The sequence below is a fragment of the Brucella grignonensis genome (assembly GCF_002252505.1).
GTDB lineage: Bacteria > Pseudomonadota > Alphaproteobacteria > Rhizobiales > Rhizobiaceae > Brucella > Brucella grignonensis.
This window is the reverse complement of sequence record NZ_NNRL01000166.1, coordinates 20,338-42,719: the sequence shown is the minus strand read 5'-3', so window position 1 is coordinate 42,719 and position 22,382 is coordinate 20,338. Positions and strand designations below refer to the sequence as shown.

Below are 22,382 nucleotides of genomic sequence, written 5' to 3'. Positions count from 1 at the left end.
CGTCTCTGTACCGCTTAATAGCTTCATTCAAAAAGGCGCATCCATTTTAGTCCATCAACGGTAGACGTTACCGGACGATATTCAGCCCCAATAGGTTTTTGATAGCCAAGCTTATCGAGCCAACGCACAATATGCCTGTAGTTCAATTCCCCATGATCGGGTTCTGCGCGATCAGGAACGGACGCTATCTGAACATGGCCGATATGCGGCATCAATGCTTCAAGCCGTTTACTGATATCACCCTCCATGATCTGGATATGATAACAATCAAACATCAGCTTCAGATTGTCCTGACCGAGCTCTTCGATAATCGATAGACCTTGCGCAGAGGTTCTCAGAAAGTATCCCGGCGCATCGCGACTATTCAGAGGTTCGATCAGAATAGTAATTCCGTAAATAGACGCGCGCTCGCAGGCATAGGCGAGGTTACTCAAAAAAGTGTGATGGGCTTCCGTTCCTTCACTACGTCCTGCCATGACATGTATATTGGGCACGTTAAGTTCGCTGGCATAGGTGATCGCCTGATCAATAGCCGCGCGCGCTTCACTTTCACGGCCCGGAACGGCTGTAAGACCATTATCTCCGGCTTCCACATTGCCGCGACTAGTATTGAGACCCAGCATTGGCAACCCGGTTTCGTGAAGAGCGGCAGCTATATCTTTGACATCATAGGAATAGGGCCAATGACATTCCACGGCATCAAAGCCAGCGTTGCTGGCTGCGCGTATTGCGTCAGGAAGAGGCAGCTCTTGCCACAGGAAACCCAAATTGGCCGAGAATTTCGCCATGTTACTCCCACTCCACATCAAATTTTTCTACGATCTGACTGATCTGCGCATCGGTTAAGAGCTTGGGTTTCAGCCCGTGGGTCAACAAAGCAAGTTTGGCCGTTTCTTCGAGTTCCTCGATCGCATAAACCGCTGCTTCCAGATCTTTCGATGCAACGACAGGGCCGTGATTGGCCAACATAACAGCACTTCGCTTACCAGCCAGCCCGCGAATTGCATCACCCGTTGCCGGATCACCCGGCAAAAAGTATGGCAAGAGCTTGACCTTGCCGAGCTTCATGATCGAATAAGCCGTTAGAGGCGGCAGCATGTTATCGGGATCGATATCCGGTAGCATTGAAAGGGCAACCGAATGGCATGAATGCAAATGCACAACGGCCCCGGCCTTGGCACCGCGCGTTTCATAAAATGCGGAATGAAGCGGCATTTCTTTCGTAGGACGATCACCGCCAACCAGCATCCCTGCCTCATTAAACAGCGACAGTCTTTGAGGCTCGAGCCCACCAAACGAGCTGCCTGTCGGCGTTACCAACAAGCGCCCGTCGGAAAGGCGAGCCGAAATATTTCCCGAAGATCCACCTGTAAGTCCCCGATCAAACATCGACTTTGCTAACCGGCAGATATCCTCTCGCAATCTTGCTTCTTCGCTCATGCAGCCTCCAGCATCTGAAACGCATCGGAGAAGAAGGACGCAGTTCCAAAATTGCCAGACTTAAGAGCGAGTGCAACGGTTTCATCGCCAATTTTGGCATAGGTCCATGGAACACCGGGCGCGATTTCTTTGCCGACCCTGAGCTTCGAGACTCCAAGGGCCTGAGCGACCGCGCCCGATGTTTCACCGCCAGCGACCACAAATCGACGTATCCCAAGTTTGAACGAAGCAAGCGCCAATTCAGCGAGCGCCTGTTCAACAATTTGTCCGGCCCGCTCCACACCAAGTTTCGATTGCGCTTCTTGCACAGACGTTGGATCAGCACTTGCATAAATCAGCTTCGGCTTTTCGGCTGGTTGTTTTTGAAGCCAGTCGAGCGCATCCGCGATGCCACGTTCGGCCAGAACTGTTGGGTTCAGCTGATAACTTGCAGCCCTATCACGATAGAGTTCGACCTGCTTGAGAGTCATGGCCGAACAACTGCCTGAAAGTACAAGCTGTCCCTTCTGCACCTGAGGCTCAGGTACAGTTTCAGTGGTTTGGCCAATCATACCGGAACCAGCGAGAAGTGCTGGCAGCGGCATAGCGAGAGCGCTACCTCCACTGATTAATGGGAAATCCAGTGAGGCTTCCGCGATAATTGAAAGATCATCATTCGCAACGGCATCAATAATAACATGTGCGATGCCGTCAGCCTCTAGTTCTTTCAATCTGGACTTGAGAGCTTCCACACCACGCGCGACAGTAAGCCGGTTGATGAGGCCCACTTTCCCACACACCTGTGGCGTCAACAATCTGACCAGACTGGAGTCGCGCATTGGCGTTAAAGGATGGTCTTTCATCGCGCTTTCGTTGAGAAGCACTTCTCCCACAAAGAGATGCCCCATGAAAACATTACGACCATTTTCCGGAAATGCAGGACAATAGATCGTCTGAGGTGTGCCTATATCGGCCATCAGTGCTTCAGCAACCGGCCCTATATTGCCTTTTTCAGTGCTGTCGAAGGTCGAGCAATATTTCCAGTAGAAGCGTTTTGCACCGCGAGCGCTGAGCCAGGCATAAGCAGATCGCGCCTGATCAACAGCCATATTTTGGGGAATTGTACGACATTTAAGAGCGATAATTTCGAACGCCGCGGCGTTGCCTTCAGGTTCGGCTTCTGACGGCAATCCAAGTCGCAAAGAAACTGGATAGCCGCTTCGAGCCAATAGACCTGCGAGATCAGTTGCTCCAGTAAAGTCGTCAGCAATAGCGCCTAAAACAATACCCATCGTCTAATCCGCCATTCCGGGCAATATTACATCGCTTTTTAAGGCGAGTATCTTTGCTACAGCTGCATCATCCTGCGGTCCAAATCCGGCATCCGCTGCCTGATTAAAGAGCTCCAGTGCTGTTTGACTTAAAGGTGTCGATCCTCCAGCCTCTGAAGCTTCTGAGGTAACGATGCCCAAATCCTTGACAAAGATATTCACTGCGGAACGTGGTGTGTAATCACCGTCCACAATGTGCGGTCCGCGATTTTCGAACATCCACGACGAACCCGCCGACACACGAATGACATCGAATACTGTCTGAAGGTCCAGTCCAACTTTTGCTGCAAGGGTGAGAGCTTCTGCTGTTGCCGCGATATGTACACCGGCAAGCAGCTGATTGATCATCTTGACCTTCGAGCCCAGTCCGAGCTCTTCACCGAGACGAAATACCTTGCCAGCAACAGCATCCAGACTGGACGCAGCAATGTCAAAGGCTGCGTTCGAGCCAGATCCCATCACCGTCATTTCGCCTGTGAGAGCCTTCTGATGCCCGCCCGAAACCGGTGCGTCTATAACCAGCATGCCAGCCGCTTCAAGGCGTTCGGCTATTTCGACGGTGACGCTCGGCGCCATAGTTACGCACAAAAGAAAGACTGTGCCTCGAACAGCGCTTGCCAATGCGCCTTTGGCGCCGAAAAGGACATCCTTTGCCTGATCAGAATTCACAACGAAAACGAATACTACATCGCTCGGACCCGCCTCGGCAGCGGTCGAGTATGCCTCACCGCCTTCCGCCGCGAAACGTTGCAAAACCTCGTGGCGAACATCCACGCCTTTAACATGAAAGCCTGCGCGCAATAGTGACGTGGCTGCCCCCCAGCCCATGGAGCCAAGTCCGATTACAGTTGCTGTCTTATCCGGCGTCACGTCATGTCATCCTTGGTTCAATTCATCTTCGATATGAATTTTGATGATTTCATCGAACGATGTGTCCGCGATAAAGCCCAACTCAATCGCGCGCTTTGCATCAAAATCTTGCGCCCAGCCATCAACGATCCCAGCAATAAGCGGATCGCGTTCTTTACGGATCAACGCCACGGCTTTGTCGCCGGCAACTCTTCGCAATGCTTCAATCTGCTCACCAACCGTAGCTGAGAGGCCTGGCATGTTCAAAACACAGCGATGGCCGAGGCGCGCAAGATCAATCGTTGCGGCGTGGAGGAGAAAGCCCACTGCGCGGCGAGGACTGACATGCCAATGCCTGACATTTTCATCCACCGGCAGAATGGCTTCTTTGCCTATGAGGGGTTCACGCAAGATATTGGAGAAAAAGCCGGACGCAGCTTTATTTGGCTTTCCTGGGCGAATACACACCGTCGGCAGCCGGATTCCGATGCCGTCCAGAAAGCCTTTACGCGAATAATCCGCGAGCAGGAGCTCGCCTATTGCTTTCTGCGTTCCATAGCTTGTACGGGGCGTCAAAAAGAATTCATCATCGATTTTCTCTGGAAAGGGTGCCCCAAAGACGGCAATCGACGATGTGAAAACCACACGGGGTTTATATGGAGAGATGTCCCCTTGCTTGCGAATAGCTTCAAACAGATATCTCGCGCCATCGAGATTGATTGCATAGCCTTTGTCAAAATCGAGCTCGGCTTCACCGGATACAATCGCTGCCAGATGGAATATAACGTCTGGTCGACCCGCAACTAAAGTAGTTGCGACTGCGGGATAAGAAATGTCTGCAGCATAAGTCTCAACTTTACCGGAATATCCTTCTGGAGCAGAAGGAGTGATTACATCCACTAATGTCAAAGCATTGACTTCCGCTCCAGCAATACCCCCATCACGGCTGATGGTTTCGGCAAGTTTGCGTCCGACCATTCCTGCCGCGCCGATAATCAAGACATGCATACAATTTTGCCTTTCTTCATTTAGTTACATGCAGTTCATTTACAGTCCTCAAGACCGCTCATTTGTGCTCATGGCTACCGAATTTCGGCGGCCAAGGATTTTTTTGTGGAAACATAAATGCGTTCTTCATGCGCAGCGAAAGCTGCCATCGCTGCAACCCGGTCGCGCTTTTTCAATGCGCTCAAGATTACCTGATGATCAGCAAAACTCCCCTCAACAGCACCCGGCTGTGCCATGGCGCGACGACGATGCTCCATCATGTAAGTGTAAAGATCTGTCACGATATCAGCGAGAAGCGGATTCCCGCATTCGCGATAGATCGCCACATGAAACTCCCGATCACAGATCAGAAAGCGGACTGGGTCATCCATGCAACTCGCCTGAGCATCAAGAGACCGATGCAATAATTCCAACGCATCTTCCGAGATGCGCTCAGCTGCATCGCCGACAATCTGCTGCTCGACAAGCAAGCGCGCTGCATGAACCGCATGTACATCGTAAAGATCGACATTGAGGCGAGAGGTTATACCGATGGAAAGCCCCGTCAGATTGATGCTTGCCACACGCGTTCTTGCACCTTGAGCTACCTCAAGAATTCCACGCGCCGCCAAAATCTGGATGGCGCCACGCACAGTTTGACGGCTGACAGAAAGTGCCGTCGCCAGCTCTCTTTCCCCCGGGAGTTCATCACCGACACTCAGCAATCCAGACGCGATAAGGGCACTGATCTTATCTGCGATCACATCGCGAATGGTGCGCCGCTCAAGGTTACGCCCGAGCCCTGCACTCTTATCGAGTAAAAGATCGTGAACAACGTTCAAACGGGACTCCACTGATCTACTGGTTCACCCACTAGTCCAGTTACACTCGGCGACGTAAAGCTTTCTGTCAAGAGACTGCCGCGCCCAGCAGATTAAGTTTCACCAATTTCGAAATACCAAAACGCTTACAAAGCCACTGAATACAGCGTCGATCAGCCCTCCTCCGCGCGGCAGCACGTGCAAAACGCAGAAGCGGTAGTTGCATTTCGTCTTATTATCAATAATTATAAATTATATCTATAATTTGATTCTTGAGGACGCCATCTCATGCAAGTTCGGACACCAAAATCACAACGACTGAAACACAACACGTCAGAATTGCCCTTTTACACCATCGATCAAGCCAATATTATCTATAATTTTCCATTCAATGATCTGCTGTTCCGCGCTCAGAGCGTTCATCGAGAGCACTTCGATCCCAATGCGGTACAGATGAGTCGCCTTTTATCGATAAAAACCGGCGGGTGCGCGGAAGATTGCGGCTATTGCAGCCAATCTTCTCGCTACCCGACCGGCCTAAAAGCCTCAAAACTGATGGAAGTTGAAAAGGTACTCGGAGAAGCACGCAAGGCCAAGGATGCAGGTGCAACGCGCTATTGTATGGGCGCAGCATGGCGTAGCCCGAAAGATCGTGACATGGACACACTTGTTGCCATGGTTGAAGGCGTGAAAGCGCTCGGCATGGAAACCTGCATGACACTGGGCATGCTGACAGATCAGCAAGCACATGACTTCGCCCAAGCCGGGCTCGATTACTACAATCACAACATCGACACGTCCGAACGTTTCTATTCCGAAATCATCACCACCCGAACGTTTGAAGACCGGCTCAACACGCTGGAAACTGTGCGTATGGCAGGCATCAAGGTTTGCGCTGGTGGAATTTTGGGCATGGGTGAAACAATCGACGATCGCATCTCGATGTTGCTGACGCTCGCTAATCTGCCCGTGCCGCCGGAAAGTGTACCAATCAACCAGCTGATCCCCATTCCCGGCTCAAAATTAGCAAATGCAACGCCTGTCGATCCAATCGACTTCATCCGCACAATTGCATTGGCGCGTATCTTGATGCCGACCTCGCATGTGCGCCTGTCTGCCGGACGCACCGAAATGAGCGACGAAATGCAGGCGCTGTGTTTTTTTGCTGGCGCGAATTCAATCTTTATCGGCGACACGCTGCTAACGGCCGATAATCCCGGCGAAGACCACGATACTGCTCTTTTTAATCGTCTTGGCATTTCTCCCATGTCATCGGAACCGGCAACCAGTTGATGACCATGCTCGCCAACTATTCAATCGCACTGGAAGGCCTGCAACGCAAAGCACGACTACGCAGACTGGCATCCCTGTGTGGCATAGACTTCACGTCGAATGATTTCCTCGCACTTGCCAATGCACCACGCATGAAAGCAGCAATCCTTGCAGCGATGGATAGAGGGGTTCCGGCTGGAGCCGGAGGTTCGCGTCTGCTGCGTGGCAACCATCTGGAACACGAAACTCTCGAAATGGAAGCCGCCGCTTTTTTCGGTGCAGAAAGCGCTCTTTATTTCGGCAGTGGTTATATGGCCAACTTCGCGCTTTTCGCGACTTTGCCAAAACGTGACGATCTCATTCTGCATGACGCACTTATTCATGCCAGCGCCCATGAAGGCATTGCGGCTGGCAAAGCTGCATCCATCAGCATCCCCCACAATGATGCACTTGCCTTTGATGAAGCAATCCAAAACTGGCGCAACAAAGGCGGCAAAGGGCGCCCTTGGATTGCAGTGGAAAGCCTCTACTCGATGGATGGGGACCAGGCACCGCTTACCGAACTCGCCGCAGTTGCCGATCATCATGACGGTTTTCTGGTGATCGATGAAGCGCATGCCACCGGCATCTTCGGTACTGGTGGTCGCGGACTTGCGGCAGGCTTAGAGGGCCGAGAAAACGTGCTGGTCTTGCATACCTGCGGCAAGGCGCTTGGCATGTCGGGTGCATTGCTTGTTATGTCAAAAGTATTGGCAGATTATCTCGTTAATCGTGCACGGGCTTTCATCTATTCCACTGCACCGTCGCCGCTTATGGCAGCCGGTGTTCGCGAAGCACTACGTATCGTCAATGATGAACCTGAACGGCGGAAAGCGCTCAGTGCTCAGGTTGCCTTTGCGGGCGAGGCATTAAAACAGCGTTTCGGCATCACGCCAAGCGGATCGCATATCCAGCCGATCATCATTGGCAACAATACGCAAGCCGTGCAAATTGCCGAGGTTCTTCAGGAGCAAGGCTTTGATGTCCGTGCCATCCGCCCGCCGACCGTGCCAGAGGGCACAGCGCGTCTGCGTCTCTCCATCACACTCAATGTCGATCAACAACAGATTTCGCATATGCTGGATTGCCTCGCCGCAACCATGAAAGAATACATGGCATGATCCTCCGTTACGTTATATCCGGCACTGATACCGGCATAGGCAAAACAGTGTTTTCTGCGGCTATCACAGGCACATTCAACGCCCATTACTGGAAACCTGTACAATCGGGACTGGATGAAGAAACAGATAGCGAGATCGTTGCTCGTCTAAGCGGCGTGCCAGCGGCGCACATATTGCCGGAAGCCTATCGCCTGAAAGCACCCGCCTCACCTCACCTGTCCGCGCAACTTGAGGGCGTAGAAATCGATCCGACCCGGCTTGAACCACCCGCCTGCAACAGCCCACTGATCATAGAAGGCGCGGGCGGCCTGCTGGTGCCGCTGACCGACACAACCGTTTTCGCAGATGTCTTCGCGCGCTGGCGCATTCCTGTCATTCTCTGCGCCCGTACATCGCTTGGCACGATCAATCATACGTTGATGTCCATCGAAGCGCTGCGCAGCCGCAATATTCCTATTCATAGCGTGGCCTTCATCGGCGCTGAAAATATCGACACGCAGACAATCATTGCCAAGATTGGACAAGTGAGAATACTCGGGCGCCTGCCCATTTTGGACGAGCTGACAAAAGAAAATCTCAGCCAAGCCTTCCATGAGAATTTCGATATGGCATCCCTGATGGAGACACCAGCATGACCCGCTCTCCTGTCTGGCATCCGTTTGCGCAACATGCCCTTGTACCGCCGATGAAGCACGTTGTCGCGACCGAGGGCGCTTACCTGTTCGATGAAGACGGCACTCGTATCTTCGATGCCATCTCGTCATGGTGGGTGACAACACACGGTCATCGTCATCCCATCATTATGGATGCAATCCGCGCGGCGACTGAGAGTTTAGATCAGATTATTTTTGCCGAATTCACCCACGAACCTGCTGAGTTTCTCGCCAGAGGCCTGCTCGAGTTTGCCCCACAAGGCCTAAGCAATGTCTTCTTTTCCGACAGCGGATCAACAGCTGTCGAGGTCGCGATCAAGATGGCGCTGGGGAGCTTCTACAATCGCCGCATCGTGCGTGATCGCATTGTGGTGATGGAGCATGGCTATCATGGTGACACCATCGGCACCATGTCTGCGGGAGAGCGCGGCGTGTTCAACGTCCCGTTTGAACCATTGCTGTTTGGCGTGGACCGGCTTCCCTTTCCCGATGCGGGGAAAGAACAGGAGACCCTTGATGCGTTTGACGGCTTTTGCCGTTCTGGAAAAGTCGCTGCCATTCTCATTGAGCCACTGGTGCTTGGCGCAGGCGGCATGAAATTTTATGACAAAGCGGTACTTTGTGCACTTAAAGAAATAGCCAATCGTTACGGTTGTCTGTTTATCGCTGACGAGGTGATGACCGGATGGGGACGTACCGGCCCGCGCTTTGCTTGTGATCAGGCAGGCATTACGCCCGATATTCTCTGCACTTCAAAAGGCCTGACCGGAGGCTCTTTGCCACTGGCGGCAACGCTGTGCACTGCGGAGGTCTTCGATGCGCACCTATCGCAAGACCGCAGCAAAGCCTTTTTCCATTCCAGTTCCTATACAGCCAATGCAATTGCCTGCGCCGCCGCTGTCGCCAATCTGGAAGTCTGGCGCAGTGAACCGGTTGAGGCGCGCATTGCGCAGCTTGCTGCACAACATACGCGTCACTTGCAGCGTTTCGAGAATGACGCGCGATTTACCAATGTCCGGCAATGCGGCACTATTGCGGCCCTCGATCTTGCTTCGCCTTCCAGCGGCTATATGGCCGAAGTAGGACCACGCTTGCGTCAGCTATTCCGCGAACGCGCCATACTTTTACGCCCGCTGGGAAACGTCATCTATCTGATGCCGCCCTATTGCACCAGTGCTGAAGAACTTGCTGCCACCTATGACGCGATTGATGAGGTCGCATCAATGGTTTTAGCGGAGGTTGCCTGATGACCACGCTTTCTTCCCGTCTTGCCGGTTTTGGTCATGCCGTACCGTCGCGTATCGTTCACAATGCGGAAATTGAAAACCAGCTTGGTCTTGAAAAAGGCTGGATAGAAAGGCGTACCGGGATTCAAAGGCGCCATTGGGCAACGGAAGACGACACATTAAGCGACCTTGCAGCCGCAGCCGGAAAAATGGCACTCGACAGAGCGGGGATTGCACCGAACGAAATCGCGATGACCTTGCTTGCAACCTCCACGCCGGATCATCTTTTACCCCCGTCAGCACCGCTGCTTGTACATAAGCTTGGCTTAAATCGTTCAGGTGCCGTCGACCTAACCGGAGCCTGTTCAGGCTTCCTCTATGCGTTGACACTTGCTGATGGCTTTGTACGAACGCAAGGCAGAGCGGTGCTTATCGTGGCCGCAAATATTCTCAGTCGCAGGATCAATCCGTCGGAACGGGCGAGTGCAGTTTTATTCGCAGACGCTGCAGGCGCAGTTGTGTTGGCCCCATGCAAAGACGGACAAAGTGGCCTTAAAGCGGCAGCAATGGCATCAGACGGTAGTGGTTATGGCCTCATCACCATTCCCGCGGGCGGGAGCAACAGGCCTTTTTCGCCGGAGACCCCTACAGATCATTCTCTGATGACAATGCGCGACGGGCGCGAGGTTTTCACCCGTGCCGTCGATCTGATGACAGACACCTCACGTCAGGTACTGGACGAAGCAGGTATAACAGCTTCTGCAATTGACCATTTCATCCCCCACCAGGCCAATATCCGTCTTTGCGATGCGGTGTGTCACAATCTGGGACTTGAGGAGAATAAAATGGTCCGCACAATCGCCACCTATGGCAACTCATCAGCAGCAACCATCCCGTTGTCGCTCTCTGTCCAGCATCAACAAAAGCCATTTGAGCCACGCGAGCAATTATTGATGACCGCCGCAGGCGCTGGTTTAACCGGCGGTGCTGTTCTCTTTGTTGTTTGACGAAAATGGGATTACCCAGAAGATCAGGCCAGCCCTTCCAATCACGGCTTTAATGGCAGCTTATTTGGCCGTCTTCCTCTTGCTTGGTCAGCGTCGAGATTCGGAACCACGCCAACCACTAAGCATAGAAATGGTTGGCTGATCATGACTTATCCGGGTTATCTCTTGGAGAGAGACAAGCTGGCCAATAGAGCAGTTCAAGCAAGAAAAGGCTCAACCTCAGACATAATTGCGTGCGCTACCGGCTATTGATCAACGCCTGCACCAAATCGGCTTCCAGATCTTCCGGATCTTCAAGACCAACAGAAATGCGGATCAGTTGAGGACCAATTCCAAGATCATTCTTCTGATCCTCGGGCACAACGGCATGCGTAAGCGAGAACGGGTGTTGAATGAGGCTCTCTACGCTGCCTAAGCTGACAGCAAAGTGGAAGTAACGCGTCGATGTCAGGATGCGTTCGACCCGAGCAAGATCGCCCTTAACTTCAACAGAAACGACGCAGCCGAAATTAATCATTTGCCGCGCAGCCATTGCGTGTTGCGGGTGGCTTATCAGCCCCGGATAAACAACTCTGCTCAACCCAAGCTCGTGGGCTTTGCTTTCAAGACTATTGGCCAGCTTGAGTGCCGTTTCTGACTGCCGGATGCTCCGGATCTCAAGCGTTTTTAGAGAGCGGTGCAACAGCGCGCAATCTGTCGGAGACATCACTGATCCCAGCGCATTTTGCAGATACTTGATCCGTTCGCCGAGCTTGGCTGGAGCATGGGCGGAAACTGCCACAACACCGCCAAGAAGGTCTGAATGTCCGTTTAACATTTTGGTGGCTGAATGGACGACAACATGGATACCATGTTCTATCGGACGCTGCCCTGCAGGCGATGAGAAAGTGCTGTCACACACGGTGATCGCACCGGCTTCCGCCCCAAGTTTTGCAACCAGAGACAGGTCAACAATTCGAAGAGTGGGATTGGAAGGCGTTTCAAACCAGAGCAAACTTGGCTTATGATCAAGAACAGCTTGGCTCAGTGCGCTTTCGTCAGAAAAATCCACAAAACTGACCTTGTGACCCGCGGTGAGCGGTCGAACATCAGCAAGTAGTCGGTAGACACCACCGTAAAGATCATTATGGGCTAGTATCGACGAGCCAGCGGGAAGCGCCTCGAGCAAAGTCGCGGCCGCTGCAAGGCCACTCGGGAACGCGAAAGCTACTTCCGCACCTTCAAGATCGGCGAGACAACGCTCCAATGCATCGCGTGTCGGGTTGCCACTTCGGCTGTAATCATAGCCTTTGCTGGCACCTATGCCGTCCTGTACATAGGTTGTGGCATGGTAGATCGGGGGGATAACAGCACCAGTCAGCGGATCAGGCTCCTGTCCAACGTGAATGGCCCGGGTAGCAAATCCTGCTTGGTTACGAAGAAGCTTGTTCGTCACGTGTTTTGTCTTTCCATCATCTGATGTTTATTTCAGAACAGCTATTAGAGCGCGTTTCGATCTGATTGAATCAGATCAGCGCTCTAAACCTTTGATCTAACGTGCGTCTTACCCGAAAACCGTTTCACACTTTTCGGGATGCGCTCTAAACTCGCTGCCAGTGATTGGCAGTTAGATTGGTCCGCGAAAACTAATAGGAGATCAGTTCACTCGTATCCTTGAGATATAAAGGATGTCCCGGCGAGCCGTTGTTCGTAATTTTTAGGGCGTGGAGCTTAACTTTTGCTGCTCTCAAAGCATCGGTCACAGCCTGCCCGTGGTGTGCCAGTTTCTTGTGAAGTGAGCCATATGCCATCACAACAATTTCAGCGCCCAAAGCCTGTTCGACAATGGTTTGCAGGTTTTCTTGCGTGCAAGGAATAACACCTTGTTCCAGTAACATCTTCGGATTGGTTGCACGGTAATCCATGACATTGCATTTCACGTACCGACCATAACCCCAACGGCGTGTGAATTTCTGTTCTTTAAAAACAGTGGGATCATCGACATTGAATGCGGCAGTGCTCGGATTCATACCGATCCATAGAACATAACCATCCTTCTCCGCTCCATCCCAGTCGCGCGTGAGGAGGCGCCGATAGCGACCGCATTCCGAGAATAGAGCATCGCCCCTGATTTCCGATTTAACCTTGAGGCGAACCTTACCGCCCGGATCATGGAGCTCGTGGCTCATAACTTCTTTATCTCTCTCATGTCGCATACTGTCTCAGACTCTGCATCGCTGTTGCAGCGCTCGGATACACATTTGTCTTCTTTTCTTACGACACCAACTCTTCCGTCAAGCTAAAGATTGGTGTGATTCAATAGGAGAACGAGGCCAGCACCAAATCGACTATGAGCATTATCGACAAGCAGCGCTTGAAATCTCAGCGTTAATTGCTACCTTAACGCAAGGCGTGTGCTGCGTGCGCCCAGGGACTGCCCTGAATACGGAGACTGTGTTTAACCGTTTCTTTCAGGGAGCTGCCATGGCTGGTCGCATTCAAAGTACTATTCGCAATTTTCTCGACAGTGAATCTTCAGGTGGCTTGTTGTTGATAGCAGCAGCGATTGCCGCGTTGTTTGTCGCCAATTCTCCGCTTGCGGAGACCTATTTCCGTACACTGCATGTCTATCTGGGGCCTCTTTCCATTCAGCATTGGGTAAACGATGCACTTATGGCCATCTTCTTTTTGATGGTCGGCCTGGAGATAAAGCGCGAGATGGTTGATGGTCATCTTTCTTCCTGGCCGCGCCGCATTCTGCCTGGGGCAGCAGCTGCTGCTGGTATGGCCGCTCCCGCAATGGTCTATCTTGCGTTCAATCTTAACAACGGCGCTTCCCATGGTTGGGCAATTCCAGCTGCAACCGATATTGCATTTGCCCTCGGTGTCATTTCGTTGCTCGGTTCTCGGGTTCCAACGTCTCTAAAGGTTTTTCTTGCCGCTCTTGCGATCATCGACGATCTTGGCGCTGTGATCATCATTGGGATTTTCTATACGTCTGGCGTTTCGGTAATCGATCTGGCTTTGGCCGGAGGTGTTTTCGCGGTTCTTCTGGCTTTCAATCTTGCAGGCGTAAAGCGTCTGACACCTTATCTCTTGGTCGGTATTTTACTCTGGTTCTTCACCTACCGCTCAGGCGTTCATGCAACAATTGCTGGTGTTTTGCTTGCATTGACCATTCCGATCACACGCACACCGGCAAAGCCAGAAGCCAGCATTTCCGAAAGTCCCTTGCATCTGCTTGAACATAGCCTGATCAAGCCTGTTGCATTCTTCATTGTACCGATATTCGGCTTTGCGAATGCCGGTGTGAGTTTCTCTGGATTGGGTCTGGACGCGATATTTGCTCCAGTTACCTTAGGTGTGGCTGCCGGACTGGCTCTTGGTAAACTCTTGGGAATTTTCGGTGCCGTTTTGCTATTGGTCAAAACGGGTATTGTGGATTTGCCAGCTGGCGCAAGCTGGTCTCAAATGCTCGGTACCACTCTCTTATGCGGCATTGGCTTCACAATGAGCCTGTTTATCTCACTTCTCGCCTTCAATGATGCTCTGCTGCAGGACGAAGCAAAAATTGGAATTTTGATCGGTTCGCTTATCGCCGGCAGTGCTGGTTTCGTTATCCTGCGTTTCGCCAAACGCACTGATGGGCGATAATTAAAAAGATGCGCTTTAGTTTCAGGCCTGGCTCAATGGGACATGCCTGAAACTAGAATATTGATCTTCCGGGAACTGTGAGCGGCTAATCCAAACAAAACTATAAAATACTACGATAAACGATTCATATCCCAAATCTTCATCAGCATCGTGACGGCGCGATCCAGTTGATCGCGCTTCGTGCCGTCTTTCGCTTCAAATGCTATACCCATTAGAAATGTGTGAAACACTCCGGCCAAAGCCGACACATCGGTTCGCTCGGAAAGCTCGCCTTGCGCAATACCACGCCTGATACATTGCTCTATCCCGAGGCGATTGCGTTGACGATCTGCTGCAAGAATCTCATCCACATGGCGATTATCAGGCGCGCAATTACTCGCCCCCAAAATAATCAGACAGCCGGGAGGATGAGTCTCATCGCTTTGCATCTGTGCAGATTTTCTTAGCGCCAACTCTATTGCGTCCCGAGGAGCCAATGAGAGATCGAAAAGACTTGATGTAACTTGTCCATAAGTGGACTGATAGCGTTCGACCACTTCCCGAAATAAGCTCTCCTTGGATCCAAAGGCCGCATAAAAACTCGCCGGAGATATATTCCCCATGGACGCTTTCAGCTGATTGAGTGATGTCGGCTCAAATCCTTGTTCCCAAAACAGCATCAGTGCAGCGTCAAGGGCCTTCTCTCTGTCAAATTCTCGCGGGCGTCCAGTGCGTACCATTATATTCTCCTCGTATAAATATATACTAGTCGATCCATAATTTGTTGCCAAGAGCCAAATCTCCACATATATGGAATGATCGATCTATATATGTAAGGACTCCTGATGACTGTAACAACCGCAAACTTTCCAGCCGAAAGAGAGGCGAAATTACCAATAGCTGCCCTGCTCGCTCTCGCAATGTCAGGCTTTATCTGTATCGTCACCGAAACACTCCCAGCCGGCCTGTTGCCGCAAATCGGAAATGGATTGGAGGTTTCTCAAGCTCTGGCCGGACAAACTGTAACTGCTTACGCAGTTGGGTCTCTCCTCGCAGCTATTCCGCTTACCATCGCGACAAGCAGCTGGAGGCGCCGTAATGTTCTGCTTCTTACGCTTGCGGGCTTTCTGGTCTTCAACATGGTTACGGCTGTTTCGAACAATTACTGGCTTACGCTGACTTCGCGGTTCTTTGCAGGCGTAGCAGCAGGGCTGGCTTGGAGCCTCCTGGCCGGATATGCGCGACGGATGGTTTCTCCCGATCAACAGGGAAAAGCGATGGCAATCGCTATGGTTGGCGCTCCCATAGCCTTATCACTCGGCGTACCGATTGGAACCTGGCTTGGAGCGGCGGTGGGGTGGCGCGCGACATTCTGGATTATGTCAGCTTTGACCGTCGCACTCGTCTTTTGGGTTATTGCAAAAGTTCCCGATTATCCCGGGATCAAAAAAGGCGGACGCATCCCGCTGACAAAGGTTTTAAAGACGCCGGGGGTACTGTCCGTTCTGGCAGTCGTGATCATGTGGATGCTCGCCCACAATATCCTCTATACTTATATCGCGCCATTTGTTGCCCCAGCTGGACTGAGCAATCGCGTCGATCTTGTATTGCTCGTTTTTGGCATCACAGCTCTTGCTGGTATTGGAGTTACTGGGAAACTCGTAGACCGAGCCTTGCGCAAGACGGTACTAGCCAGTCTTCTGGTATTCGCGATGATAGCACTGGCATTCGCATTATTACCTGCATCACCAACTCTTGTGTTCACAGGCGTTGCGATCTGGGGGCTGACATTTGGCGGAGCTGCAACCCTGTTACAGACGGCGTTGGCAGATACAGCGGGAGACGGTGCAGATGTCGCACTGTCAATGAATGTCGTAGCCTGGAATAGTGCTGTCGCAGGAGGCGGGATTGTCGGCGGCATACTCCTGAATACCTATGGTGTTTCCTCATTCTCTTGGGCTGTCGTTCTATTGCTGATAGTGGGCTTGATTTTGGCCTGGCGTGCCCGGTCGCGGGGATTTCCCGCAGGCCACAGATCATCCAGCGCCCAAATCGTTGGACACTAAAATTTCGCCGCGAGATCTTAATCTCGCGGCCTTCTATAACATAGACAATGCAATCGCTCACAGCCTCGCGCGACGTCTTATAACGCACAATTTGCTCCGATATGTGATTGAACCGCCGCACAGGAAACCACACTTGTGACCGCTGGCAATGACCTTGGTAGTCTCGGCGCGGCCCGAGCCAGCTGGCCCCGAAGATGACTGTCGTCTGCCCCCTAAAATAGAAGGCGCAGTGTTTCGAACCATCATCGCCATCGAAACATCCTCAACAGACAGGATTTTGAAACCCGCCGGTCCCACTGCGATGCGATAATAAATGATCTCAGATTCATGTTGTTTCTCAAATATCACCCGCTGACTGGAGAACCAAGTAAAGCTGGCAGAACCTGCGGCATATCCCTGAGTTTAGGCATTTTTGGCGTCCTACCTTGATGCCCAATCTAAGCGACCTCATAAAATACCAAGTTTCAGTGATAGCTAATTCTGAGCTTCCCGGTCAAATCACCGCTGGGCAATTCATGAATTGAAGGTGGGGTTTAGAATGGGGCGTCATATTTGTGTTTCCGTGGCAACACGAGACAGACCAAAGATGTTGGCTAATTTGCTCACTTCTTTAAGTGATATGACCCGCCCGGCGGTGGATAAGGTTTCATTCCTGATCGTCGAGAATAAAGATCATTGTTCTTTGGACGAGATCGTCAACCAATTCCGGTCTTCTGTCGCAGATACGGAAGTTGCCTATTTCAACCAAGGTAAACCTGGCATCTGTGCTGTCAGAAACTTCGCACTGAATTACGCAATCAACAATGGCTATGACTTTCTGGTCTATGTTGATGATGACGAGCAAGTACAAAAAGACTGGCTTATCAATTTGCTTGCGGAGCGTGACAGGCTTGATCTCGATATAATCGGATCGCCGGTTCGTCCTGTCCCTTTTGGAAGGGATTTGAGCCTTATGCAGAAGATCGTATGGTCTGGTATAAAACACAGCAGTCTGAAATCAGAACGCAAATGCAAAACAAAAGCGCTGTCTGGTAAGGGTCATACTATCAAAATTGCAACGGGAAGCTGGATGGGACACTTGAGCTTTTTCCGGGAAACAGGCCTCCGCTTCGATCAAAAATTTGATCTCTCCGGTGGTGAAGATTGGAACTTATGGGCGACAGCCAAGAGCCTCGGCGCCAAGACCGGCTGGGCGCACGATGCTATTGTGTACGAAACCGTGCCAGCCTCACGCCTCACCCTCGCTTATCACTTCCGACGCAATCGCGATCACAATATCACCGAATTCTCAGCGCGCTACAGACAAAATCCCATAAGGGCGGTCAGAGGACTGCCCGTCAAATTAATTGGCAGGGCCTTCAAACTCATTGGCGCAGTTTGTGCGATCCCGTTTCAGGGGAGCCGGGGACTTGTTTCGTCGGCCGCAGCGCTGGGCGGCCTCATCGGTCAAATACAAGGGTGCTGCGGAGTGAATTCAGAACACTATCAAACAACGACAGGATTTTAGTCCAGCCTCAAACATCACTCCCCGTATCGGCTTTGCTGCATGGATCCGATCACCGTCCTCCATCGACCCATCAGGGCCTCAGCGCGACTGGGCTGATTGTGGACTGGGAACTATAGTCTTGGATGGAGGAATGGTGACCTCCGCATTATCACCAAGGCGTGGCTTCAACAGATCGCAGAATGGCGCACCATCGTAACCGCCATCGGCAATAAACTTATCGACGGGGCCATTGATCTGACCCGGAAGATCAGGCAAAACAATCTCGCTACCGTCGAGATCGAAACCGAGATGAAGTTTGCATCGTCTACTGCGTTTAAGCGAGACGTTGTGCTTGCTTCTTGGAAGCCACGCAAATAAACTCGTCACACTGGGGAAGACTTCTGTTCTCGTCGTAAGGTCCCGCAAAAACTGACCAGCGATCCCGAGAAGTGGGAAGTGCTCGAGAACCGTACTTTCACTGTTTATGTTCCTGAAGCACGTATTGACGCCATGCAGCAGAGTCCACATGGAGCAGCACAACTCAACCCCTTATCACGATCAGCATCCGCGCCAGCCTATCAGCTTCCTGCGCGCCTTGGGCCCGGGGCTAGTCACAGGTGCAGCAGATGATGACCCAAGCGGGATCGCAACTTATAGTCAGGTGGGAGCACAGTTTGGCTATTCGCTCGGATGGACCATGTTGTTCAGCTATCCTTTAATGGCTGCAATGCAGGGCGTCAGCGCCGGGATTGGTGTTGTAAGTGGACAAGGCATTGCGCAAAACTTGCGACGACATTATTCGCCTTGGCTATTGCGTGGAGCTGTTGTGTTGCTGTTCCTCGCCAATTTCATCAACATTGGGGTCGATCTTGCAGCGATGGGAGCTGCCATGCGACTGTTTGCCGGTGGCCCCGAAATCCTTTACACTTTGGCTTTTGCGGTGCTTTGTGTGACGCTCGAAATACTGGTGAGCTATAAACACTATGCTTCAGTTCTCAAGTGGCTGACGCTTTCGCTGTTTACATATGCCGCTGTCGTAATGACGGTGAATGTGCCGTGGACCACCGCCCTGCAAGGTGCACTCATTCCCCGACTTGTCTTCGACAAGGAACATGCGATGGCTCTGGTCGCGATATTTGGTACAACGATCAGCCCCTACCTGTTTTTCTGGCAGGCAGGGGAAGAAGTTGAAGAGTTGCATCGCAGACATGTCCGGCGGTTGATTGCGTCTCCCAAAACAGCACACACCGAACTCACCAGGATCAGGACTGACACTTTAATCGGAATGGCAATCTCCAATGTCATCGCGCTACTCATCATTGTAGCCACCGCGTCCACACTCAATGCCAACGGCATCACCAAGATCGAAACTTCAGCCCAGGCTGCGGAGGCACTGAGACCCATCGCCGGAGAGTTCGCATTTGTCGCCTTTGCGATTGGCATTATCGGCACCGGACTACTCGCAGTTCCAGTATTAGCTGGTTCCGCAGCCTACGCTGTTGCGGAGATGTTTCGATGGCCGGAAGGTCTGGATCGGCGCCCTCGCGAAGCCAAGGCGTTCTATAGCACAATCGCCGCTGCAACGATCGGTAGTGTAGTTCTTGGTTTCAGCACAATAGATCCGATACGCGCATTGTATTGGGCTGCATTTATCAATGGTGTCCTGGCCACGCCACTGATGATAATTCTCCTGGCAATGGCCACCAACCGTCGCATTATGGGACGACTGACAGCGCCCATATGGATGGTTGGTCTGGGATGGCTGGCGGTTGTGGTTATGTCATTGGCAACGATAGGGTTTATTCTTCTATGATCATACTTTCCGTCTCAGACTTGAGGACTTAAAGGAGCAGCGGTGTCGCAAGGATCGAATGACTCAACTCCGTCTGCTCCAAATTCTGTCATGCACGATCATTCCGACTAGCATGGCAATAACGAACAGGACGGTCTGCGGTAACCCAACCGATAGCGATGCAATAGCGGGACCGGGACAGAAACCGCCAATGCCCCATCCCAGACCGAACAGCGCCGAGCCAATGATAAGTGGCCTATCAATCCGCCGGCTCGTTGGCACATGAAAACTGTTATCGAAGGTAGGATGATGCATCCGCTTCGTTATCTGGACGCCAATGAAAGCCACGATGACAGCACCGCCGAGAACAAAGGCAAGACTTGGATCCCACGCGCCGAAAATGTCGAGAAAGCCCTGAACGCGGGCCGGGTTCAGCATTCCAGACAAAGACAGCCCGAAGCCAAAAACAGCGCCGGAAGCAAGAGCGACGCAGAATTGATAGATCTTACGGTTCATAGACCCAGACCCCTCAGAACAGCAACCGCAACCACTCCATTTGTCAGAAAAGTAGCAACCGCTGCCATAGATCGTGGTGACAAACGAGCAAGCCCTAGCACACCATGACCGCTGGTGCAGCCAGATCCCATGCGCGAACCAAAGCCGACAAGTAGTCCGGCCACTATGATCAGAGGCCAGCCAGCGGTGATTTGTACGGGTGGCCAGTTGCCAAACGCATATAGGTAAATGACTGGACCAGATATGAGACCCAGAACGAAGGCGAAGTTAATCGACAGACTGTTTCCCTGTATGAGACGTCCGACAATTCCACTAATTCCGGCAATCCTACCGTTAAGGATCAAAAGCATCGAGGCGGAAGCACCAATCAGCATCCCTCCGATGAGCGAGGACAAGTAAGAACTCATTTTTCTTTCTCCACGCAGAATATCTCATAGAGAGAGACGACCAATTGTGCCGCCTTGTCTTCTGTGAGCCGATAGAAGATTTGCTTTCCTTCCCGTCGTGTCTCGACGATCCCGGAGCCGCGCAGGACCGTCAGGTGCTGCGACAGGTGCGGTTGATGAACATCGACTTTTTCTTCAAGCTCTCCAACAGAATATTCACTCTCCATCAAGGTGCAGACGATCATCAGGCGCGCTGGATGGGATAATGTCTTTAGCAGGTCTGCCACTTCGAGCGCGCTCGAGGAAAGTTCTGCCGGAGATAGCTTGATCTTCATCATTGTCGTCTTGTCGATAGTCATTCCCATACAGCTCCTTCCAATGCATCCAGTGGAAATTTCAGGTAGCGCTTACCGTTGGCTTCCGGCTCAGGTAGGCGCCCACCGCTTATGTTCACCTGCAGGGCATGCAGGATGAGCTTTGGCATCGGCAGCGCCTTGTCTCGCTTGGTTCGTAAGGTAACGAACGCCTCTTCCGTGAGACCGACAAGATGTGGGTTGAACTTTCTCTGTTCCGCCACCGTGCTTTCCCAGCGCGGTGAACGCCCATCCGGCTGGTAATCATGACCGCTGAATATCCGCGTCTCGTCGGGAAGTGCGAGGATTTCCTGGATCGACTTCCACAAAACTCTCGCATCGCCGCCGGGAAAGTCGGCCCGCGCCGTACCGCTGTCAGGCATAAAGATTGTGTCATGCACAAAAGCGGCGTCACCGACCACGTAAGTGATCGAGGCGAGGGTATGCCCCGGGGAGAACATGACCCTGGCATCGATAGAACCGACCTTGAACGTCTCGCCATCGGCAAATAGCCGGTCCCATTGCGAGCCGTCGGTGGCAAGCTCGGGCCAGTTATATATCCCCTTCCACAGTTTCTGGACGTCGATTACATGCTCGCCTATCGCTGTTTTCGCTCCGGTTCTTTCCTTCAGATATTGAGCTGCAGAAAAATGATCGGCATGTGGATGGGTGTCGAGAATCCATTCGACAGTCAGGCCGTTATCGCGGACGTAATCAAGAATTGCATCGGCATTGATAGTCGCCGTTGAACCCGACTTTTCATCAAAGTCAAGAACGGGATCTACTATTGCGCACATACCGGTTACCGGATCGGACACCACGTACTGAATGCTCCAGGTTCGCTTGTCGAAAAATCCTTTCACCTGCGGGTGACGGTCAGCAAAGCGATTAAGCCATGCCGCAGCTGCGCTGGTATCAAAACCGTGCCCATGCCCGAACGAAACGATTTCCTCGACAGACATGCGCCCGTCCAACACCTCGCCGATAAGATGAAGGCTGAGCGAGCGCGTACCTGTCTTACAATGAGCGAGCACGGGACCTTCAGATTTTCTGACCATTGCCTGAAACGCCCGCACGTCGGCTTCAGTGATCGAGTTCATGGTGACCGGAATGAAAGCATAGGAAAGATCACATTGATGGGCTGCATCGCATTCGGCCCGGTTTCCGGGCTGATCTGCATCCTCACCATCGGGACGGTTGTTGATGAGTGTTTTGAAGCCGCTGCGATGCAGCGAACTGAGTTCCTCCCGATTCAGTTGCGAAGATACCGATAACTTCTCGGATACTGTCGTGACGGGCATTTTTGCCTCCAAATATCATTATATAAAATAATATAATGTATATTGTTTGCTGTTTTCAAGTGTGCATCGCAAGGCTTTTTTCATAGCTCCCACTCAAAATTTTCCAAAGAGACGGAGCGTTGATCACCTGGGACGGTTGTGACAC

23 protein-coding genes are annotated in these 22,382 nt (G+C 52.1%); 9 read left to right on the top strand and 14 right to left on the bottom strand.

The window, feature by feature from the left end; all coding sequences use genetic code 11:
• Positions 1-23: 23 nt before the first annotated feature.
• From CEV33_RS20940 to CEV33_RS20915, 6 genes are all read right to left on the bottom strand, one after another.
• Entirely contained in the window at positions 24-788 is a 765-nt protein-coding gene (locus CEV33_RS20940) for a hydroxypyruvate isomerase family protein (protein WP_094542285.1), read from the bottom strand.
• Position 789: 1 nt separating this feature from the next.
• Positions 790-1,440: a 3-oxo-tetronate 4-phosphate decarboxylase gene (otnC, locus tag CEV33_RS20935; RefSeq protein ID WP_094542284.1), complete on the bottom strand. Its 651-nt coding sequence runs from the start codon at positions 1,438-1,440 to the stop codon at positions 790-792.
• Entirely contained in the window at positions 1,437-2,711 is a 1,275-nt protein-coding gene (gene otnK, locus CEV33_RS20930; RefSeq protein WP_094542283.1) for a 3-oxo-tetronate kinase, read from the bottom strand. Before otnK ends, otnC begins: the two co-directional genes overlap by 4 nt.
• A gap of 3 nt (positions 2,712-2,714) precedes the next feature.
• Complete coding sequence (gene ltnD / locus CEV33_RS20925) at positions 2,715-3,620, bottom strand: L-threonate dehydrogenase (protein ID WP_094542282.1); 906 nt, start codon at positions 3,618-3,620, stop codon at positions 2,715-2,717.
• Between the two features lie 6 nt (positions 3,621-3,626).
• Complete coding sequence (gene denD, locus CEV33_RS20920) at positions 3,627-4,607, bottom strand: D-erythronate dehydrogenase (protein WP_094542281.1); 981 nt, start codon at positions 4,605-4,607, stop codon at positions 3,627-3,629.
• Positions 4,608-4,681: 74 nt separating this feature from the next.
• Positions 4,682-5,428 (bottom strand): FadR/GntR family transcriptional regulator, encoded by a 747-nt coding sequence (locus CEV33_RS20915; RefSeq protein ID WP_094542280.1) that lies wholly within the window; start codon positions 5,426-5,428, stop codon positions 4,682-4,684.
• A gap of 267 nt (positions 5,429-5,695) precedes the next feature.
• On the opposite strand from CEV33_RS20915, the gene bioB reads away from it, so the two are divergent.
• The 5 genes from bioB to CEV33_RS20890 are packed head-to-tail and all read left to right on the top strand — an operon-like array spanning position 5,696 to position 10,725.
• Complete coding sequence (bioB, locus tag CEV33_RS20910; RefSeq protein WP_094542279.1) at positions 5,696-6,700, top strand: biotin synthase BioB; 1,005 nt, start codon at positions 5,696-5,698, stop codon at positions 6,698-6,700.
• On the top strand, positions 6,700-7,839 hold the full coding sequence (locus CEV33_RS20905; RefSeq protein ID WP_094542278.1) for an 8-amino-7-oxononanoate synthase: 1,140 nt from the start codon (positions 6,700-6,702) through the stop codon (positions 7,837-7,839). The genes bioB and CEV33_RS20905 overlap by 1 nt, the downstream gene beginning before the upstream one ends.
• Positions 7,836-8,474: a dethiobiotin synthase gene (gene bioD / locus CEV33_RS20900; protein ID WP_094542277.1), complete on the top strand. Its 639-nt coding sequence runs from the start codon at positions 7,836-7,838 to the stop codon at positions 8,472-8,474. The genes CEV33_RS20905 and bioD overlap by 4 nt, the downstream gene beginning before the upstream one ends.
• Positions 8,471-9,739, top strand: a complete 1,269-nt coding sequence (locus CEV33_RS20895; protein WP_094542276.1) for an adenosylmethionine--8-amino-7-oxononanoate transaminase — start codon at positions 8,471-8,473, stop codon at positions 9,737-9,739. The genes bioD and CEV33_RS20895 overlap by 4 nt, the downstream gene beginning before the upstream one ends.
• A complete protein-coding gene (locus CEV33_RS20890; protein ID WP_094542275.1) occupies positions 9,739-10,725 on the top strand; it encodes a beta-ketoacyl-ACP synthase III in 987 nt (328 codons plus the stop codon). The genes CEV33_RS20895 and CEV33_RS20890 overlap by 1 nt, the downstream gene beginning before the upstream one ends.
• 238 nt (positions 10,726-10,963) lie before the next feature.
• Here CEV33_RS20890 and CEV33_RS20885 read toward each other — a convergent pair whose 3' ends face one another.
• On the bottom strand, positions 10,964-12,160 hold the full coding sequence (locus CEV33_RS20885) for a trans-sulfuration enzyme family protein (protein WP_094542274.1): 1,197 nt from the start codon (positions 12,158-12,160) through the stop codon (positions 10,964-10,966).
• 190 nt (positions 12,161-12,350) lie between these two features.
• Positions 12,351-12,893, bottom strand: a complete 543-nt coding sequence (locus CEV33_RS20880; protein WP_094542273.1) for a DUF1643 domain-containing protein — start codon at positions 12,891-12,893, stop codon at positions 12,351-12,353.
• Between the two features lie 295 nt (positions 12,894-13,188).
• On the opposite strand from CEV33_RS20880, the gene nhaA reads away from it, so the two are divergent.
• Positions 13,189-14,358 carry a Na+/H+ antiporter NhaA gene (gene nhaA / locus CEV33_RS20875; protein ID WP_094542272.1) on the top strand — a complete coding sequence of 390 codons (1,170 nt, stop codon included), beginning with the start codon at positions 13,189-13,191 and terminating at the stop codon, positions 14,356-14,358.
• 110 nt (positions 14,359-14,468) lie between these two features.
• On the opposite strand, the gene CEV33_RS20870 is transcribed toward nhaA, so the two are convergent.
• Positions 14,469-15,077 (bottom strand): TetR/AcrR family transcriptional regulator, encoded by a 609-nt coding sequence (locus tag CEV33_RS20870; protein ID WP_094542271.1) that lies wholly within the window; start codon positions 15,075-15,077, stop codon positions 14,469-14,471.
• Between the two features lie 105 nt (positions 15,078-15,182).
• On the opposite strand from CEV33_RS20870, the gene CEV33_RS20865 reads away from it, so the two are divergent.
• Together CEV33_RS20865 and CEV33_RS20860 are read left to right on the top strand one after the other, a co-directional pair.
• Positions 15,183-16,403, top strand: coding sequence for an MFS transporter (locus CEV33_RS20865; RefSeq protein WP_208620233.1), 1,221 nt, complete (start codon positions 15,183-15,185; stop codon positions 16,401-16,403).
• Between the two features lie 538 nt (positions 16,404-16,941).
• Positions 16,942-17,910, top strand: a complete 969-nt coding sequence (locus tag CEV33_RS20860) for a glycosyltransferase family 2 protein (RefSeq protein WP_094542269.1) — start codon at positions 16,942-16,944, stop codon at positions 17,908-17,910.
• Positions 17,911-17,988: 78 nt separating this feature from the next.
• On the opposite strand, the gene CEV33_RS24070 is transcribed toward CEV33_RS20860, so the two are convergent.
• The gene (locus CEV33_RS24070) at positions 17,989-18,165 is read right to left on the bottom strand and encodes a hypothetical protein (protein WP_167388202.1); all 177 of its coding nucleotides are present in this window, start codon (positions 18,163-18,165) and stop codon (positions 17,989-17,991) included.
• Between the two features lie 250 nt (positions 18,166-18,415).
• Between CEV33_RS24070 and CEV33_RS20850 the strand changes: the two genes are divergently transcribed.
• Positions 18,416-19,702, top strand: coding sequence for an NRAMP family divalent metal transporter (locus CEV33_RS20850; RefSeq protein WP_094542267.1), 1,287 nt, complete (start codon positions 18,416-18,418; stop codon positions 19,700-19,702).
• Positions 19,703-19,765: 63 nt separating this feature from the next.
• On the opposite strand, the gene CEV33_RS20845 is transcribed toward CEV33_RS20850, so the two are convergent.
• From CEV33_RS20845 to blh, 4 genes are read right to left on the bottom strand one after another with little or no spacing between them, the layout of a single operon-like run.
• Entirely contained in the window at positions 19,766-20,197 is a 432-nt protein-coding gene (locus CEV33_RS20845; RefSeq protein ID WP_094542266.1) for a YeeE/YedE family protein, read from the bottom strand.
• Positions 20,194-20,604, bottom strand: coding sequence for a YeeE/YedE family protein (locus tag CEV33_RS20840; RefSeq protein WP_094542265.1), 411 nt, complete (start codon positions 20,602-20,604; stop codon positions 20,194-20,196). Before CEV33_RS20840 ends, CEV33_RS20845 begins: the two co-directional genes overlap by 4 nt.
• The gene (bigR, locus tag CEV33_RS20835; protein ID WP_094542264.1) at positions 20,601-20,948 is read right to left on the bottom strand and encodes a sulfite-sensing transcriptional repressor BigR; all 348 of its coding nucleotides are present in this window, start codon (positions 20,946-20,948) and stop codon (positions 20,601-20,603) included. The genes CEV33_RS20840 and bigR overlap by 4 nt, the downstream gene beginning before the upstream one ends.
• Positions 20,939-22,237, bottom strand: a complete 1,299-nt coding sequence (gene blh / locus CEV33_RS20830) for a bifunctional sulfur transferase/dioxygenase Blh (RefSeq protein WP_094542263.1) — start codon at positions 22,235-22,237, stop codon at positions 20,939-20,941. Before blh ends, bigR begins: the two co-directional genes overlap by 10 nt.
• Positions 22,238-22,382: the final 145 nt, after the last annotated feature.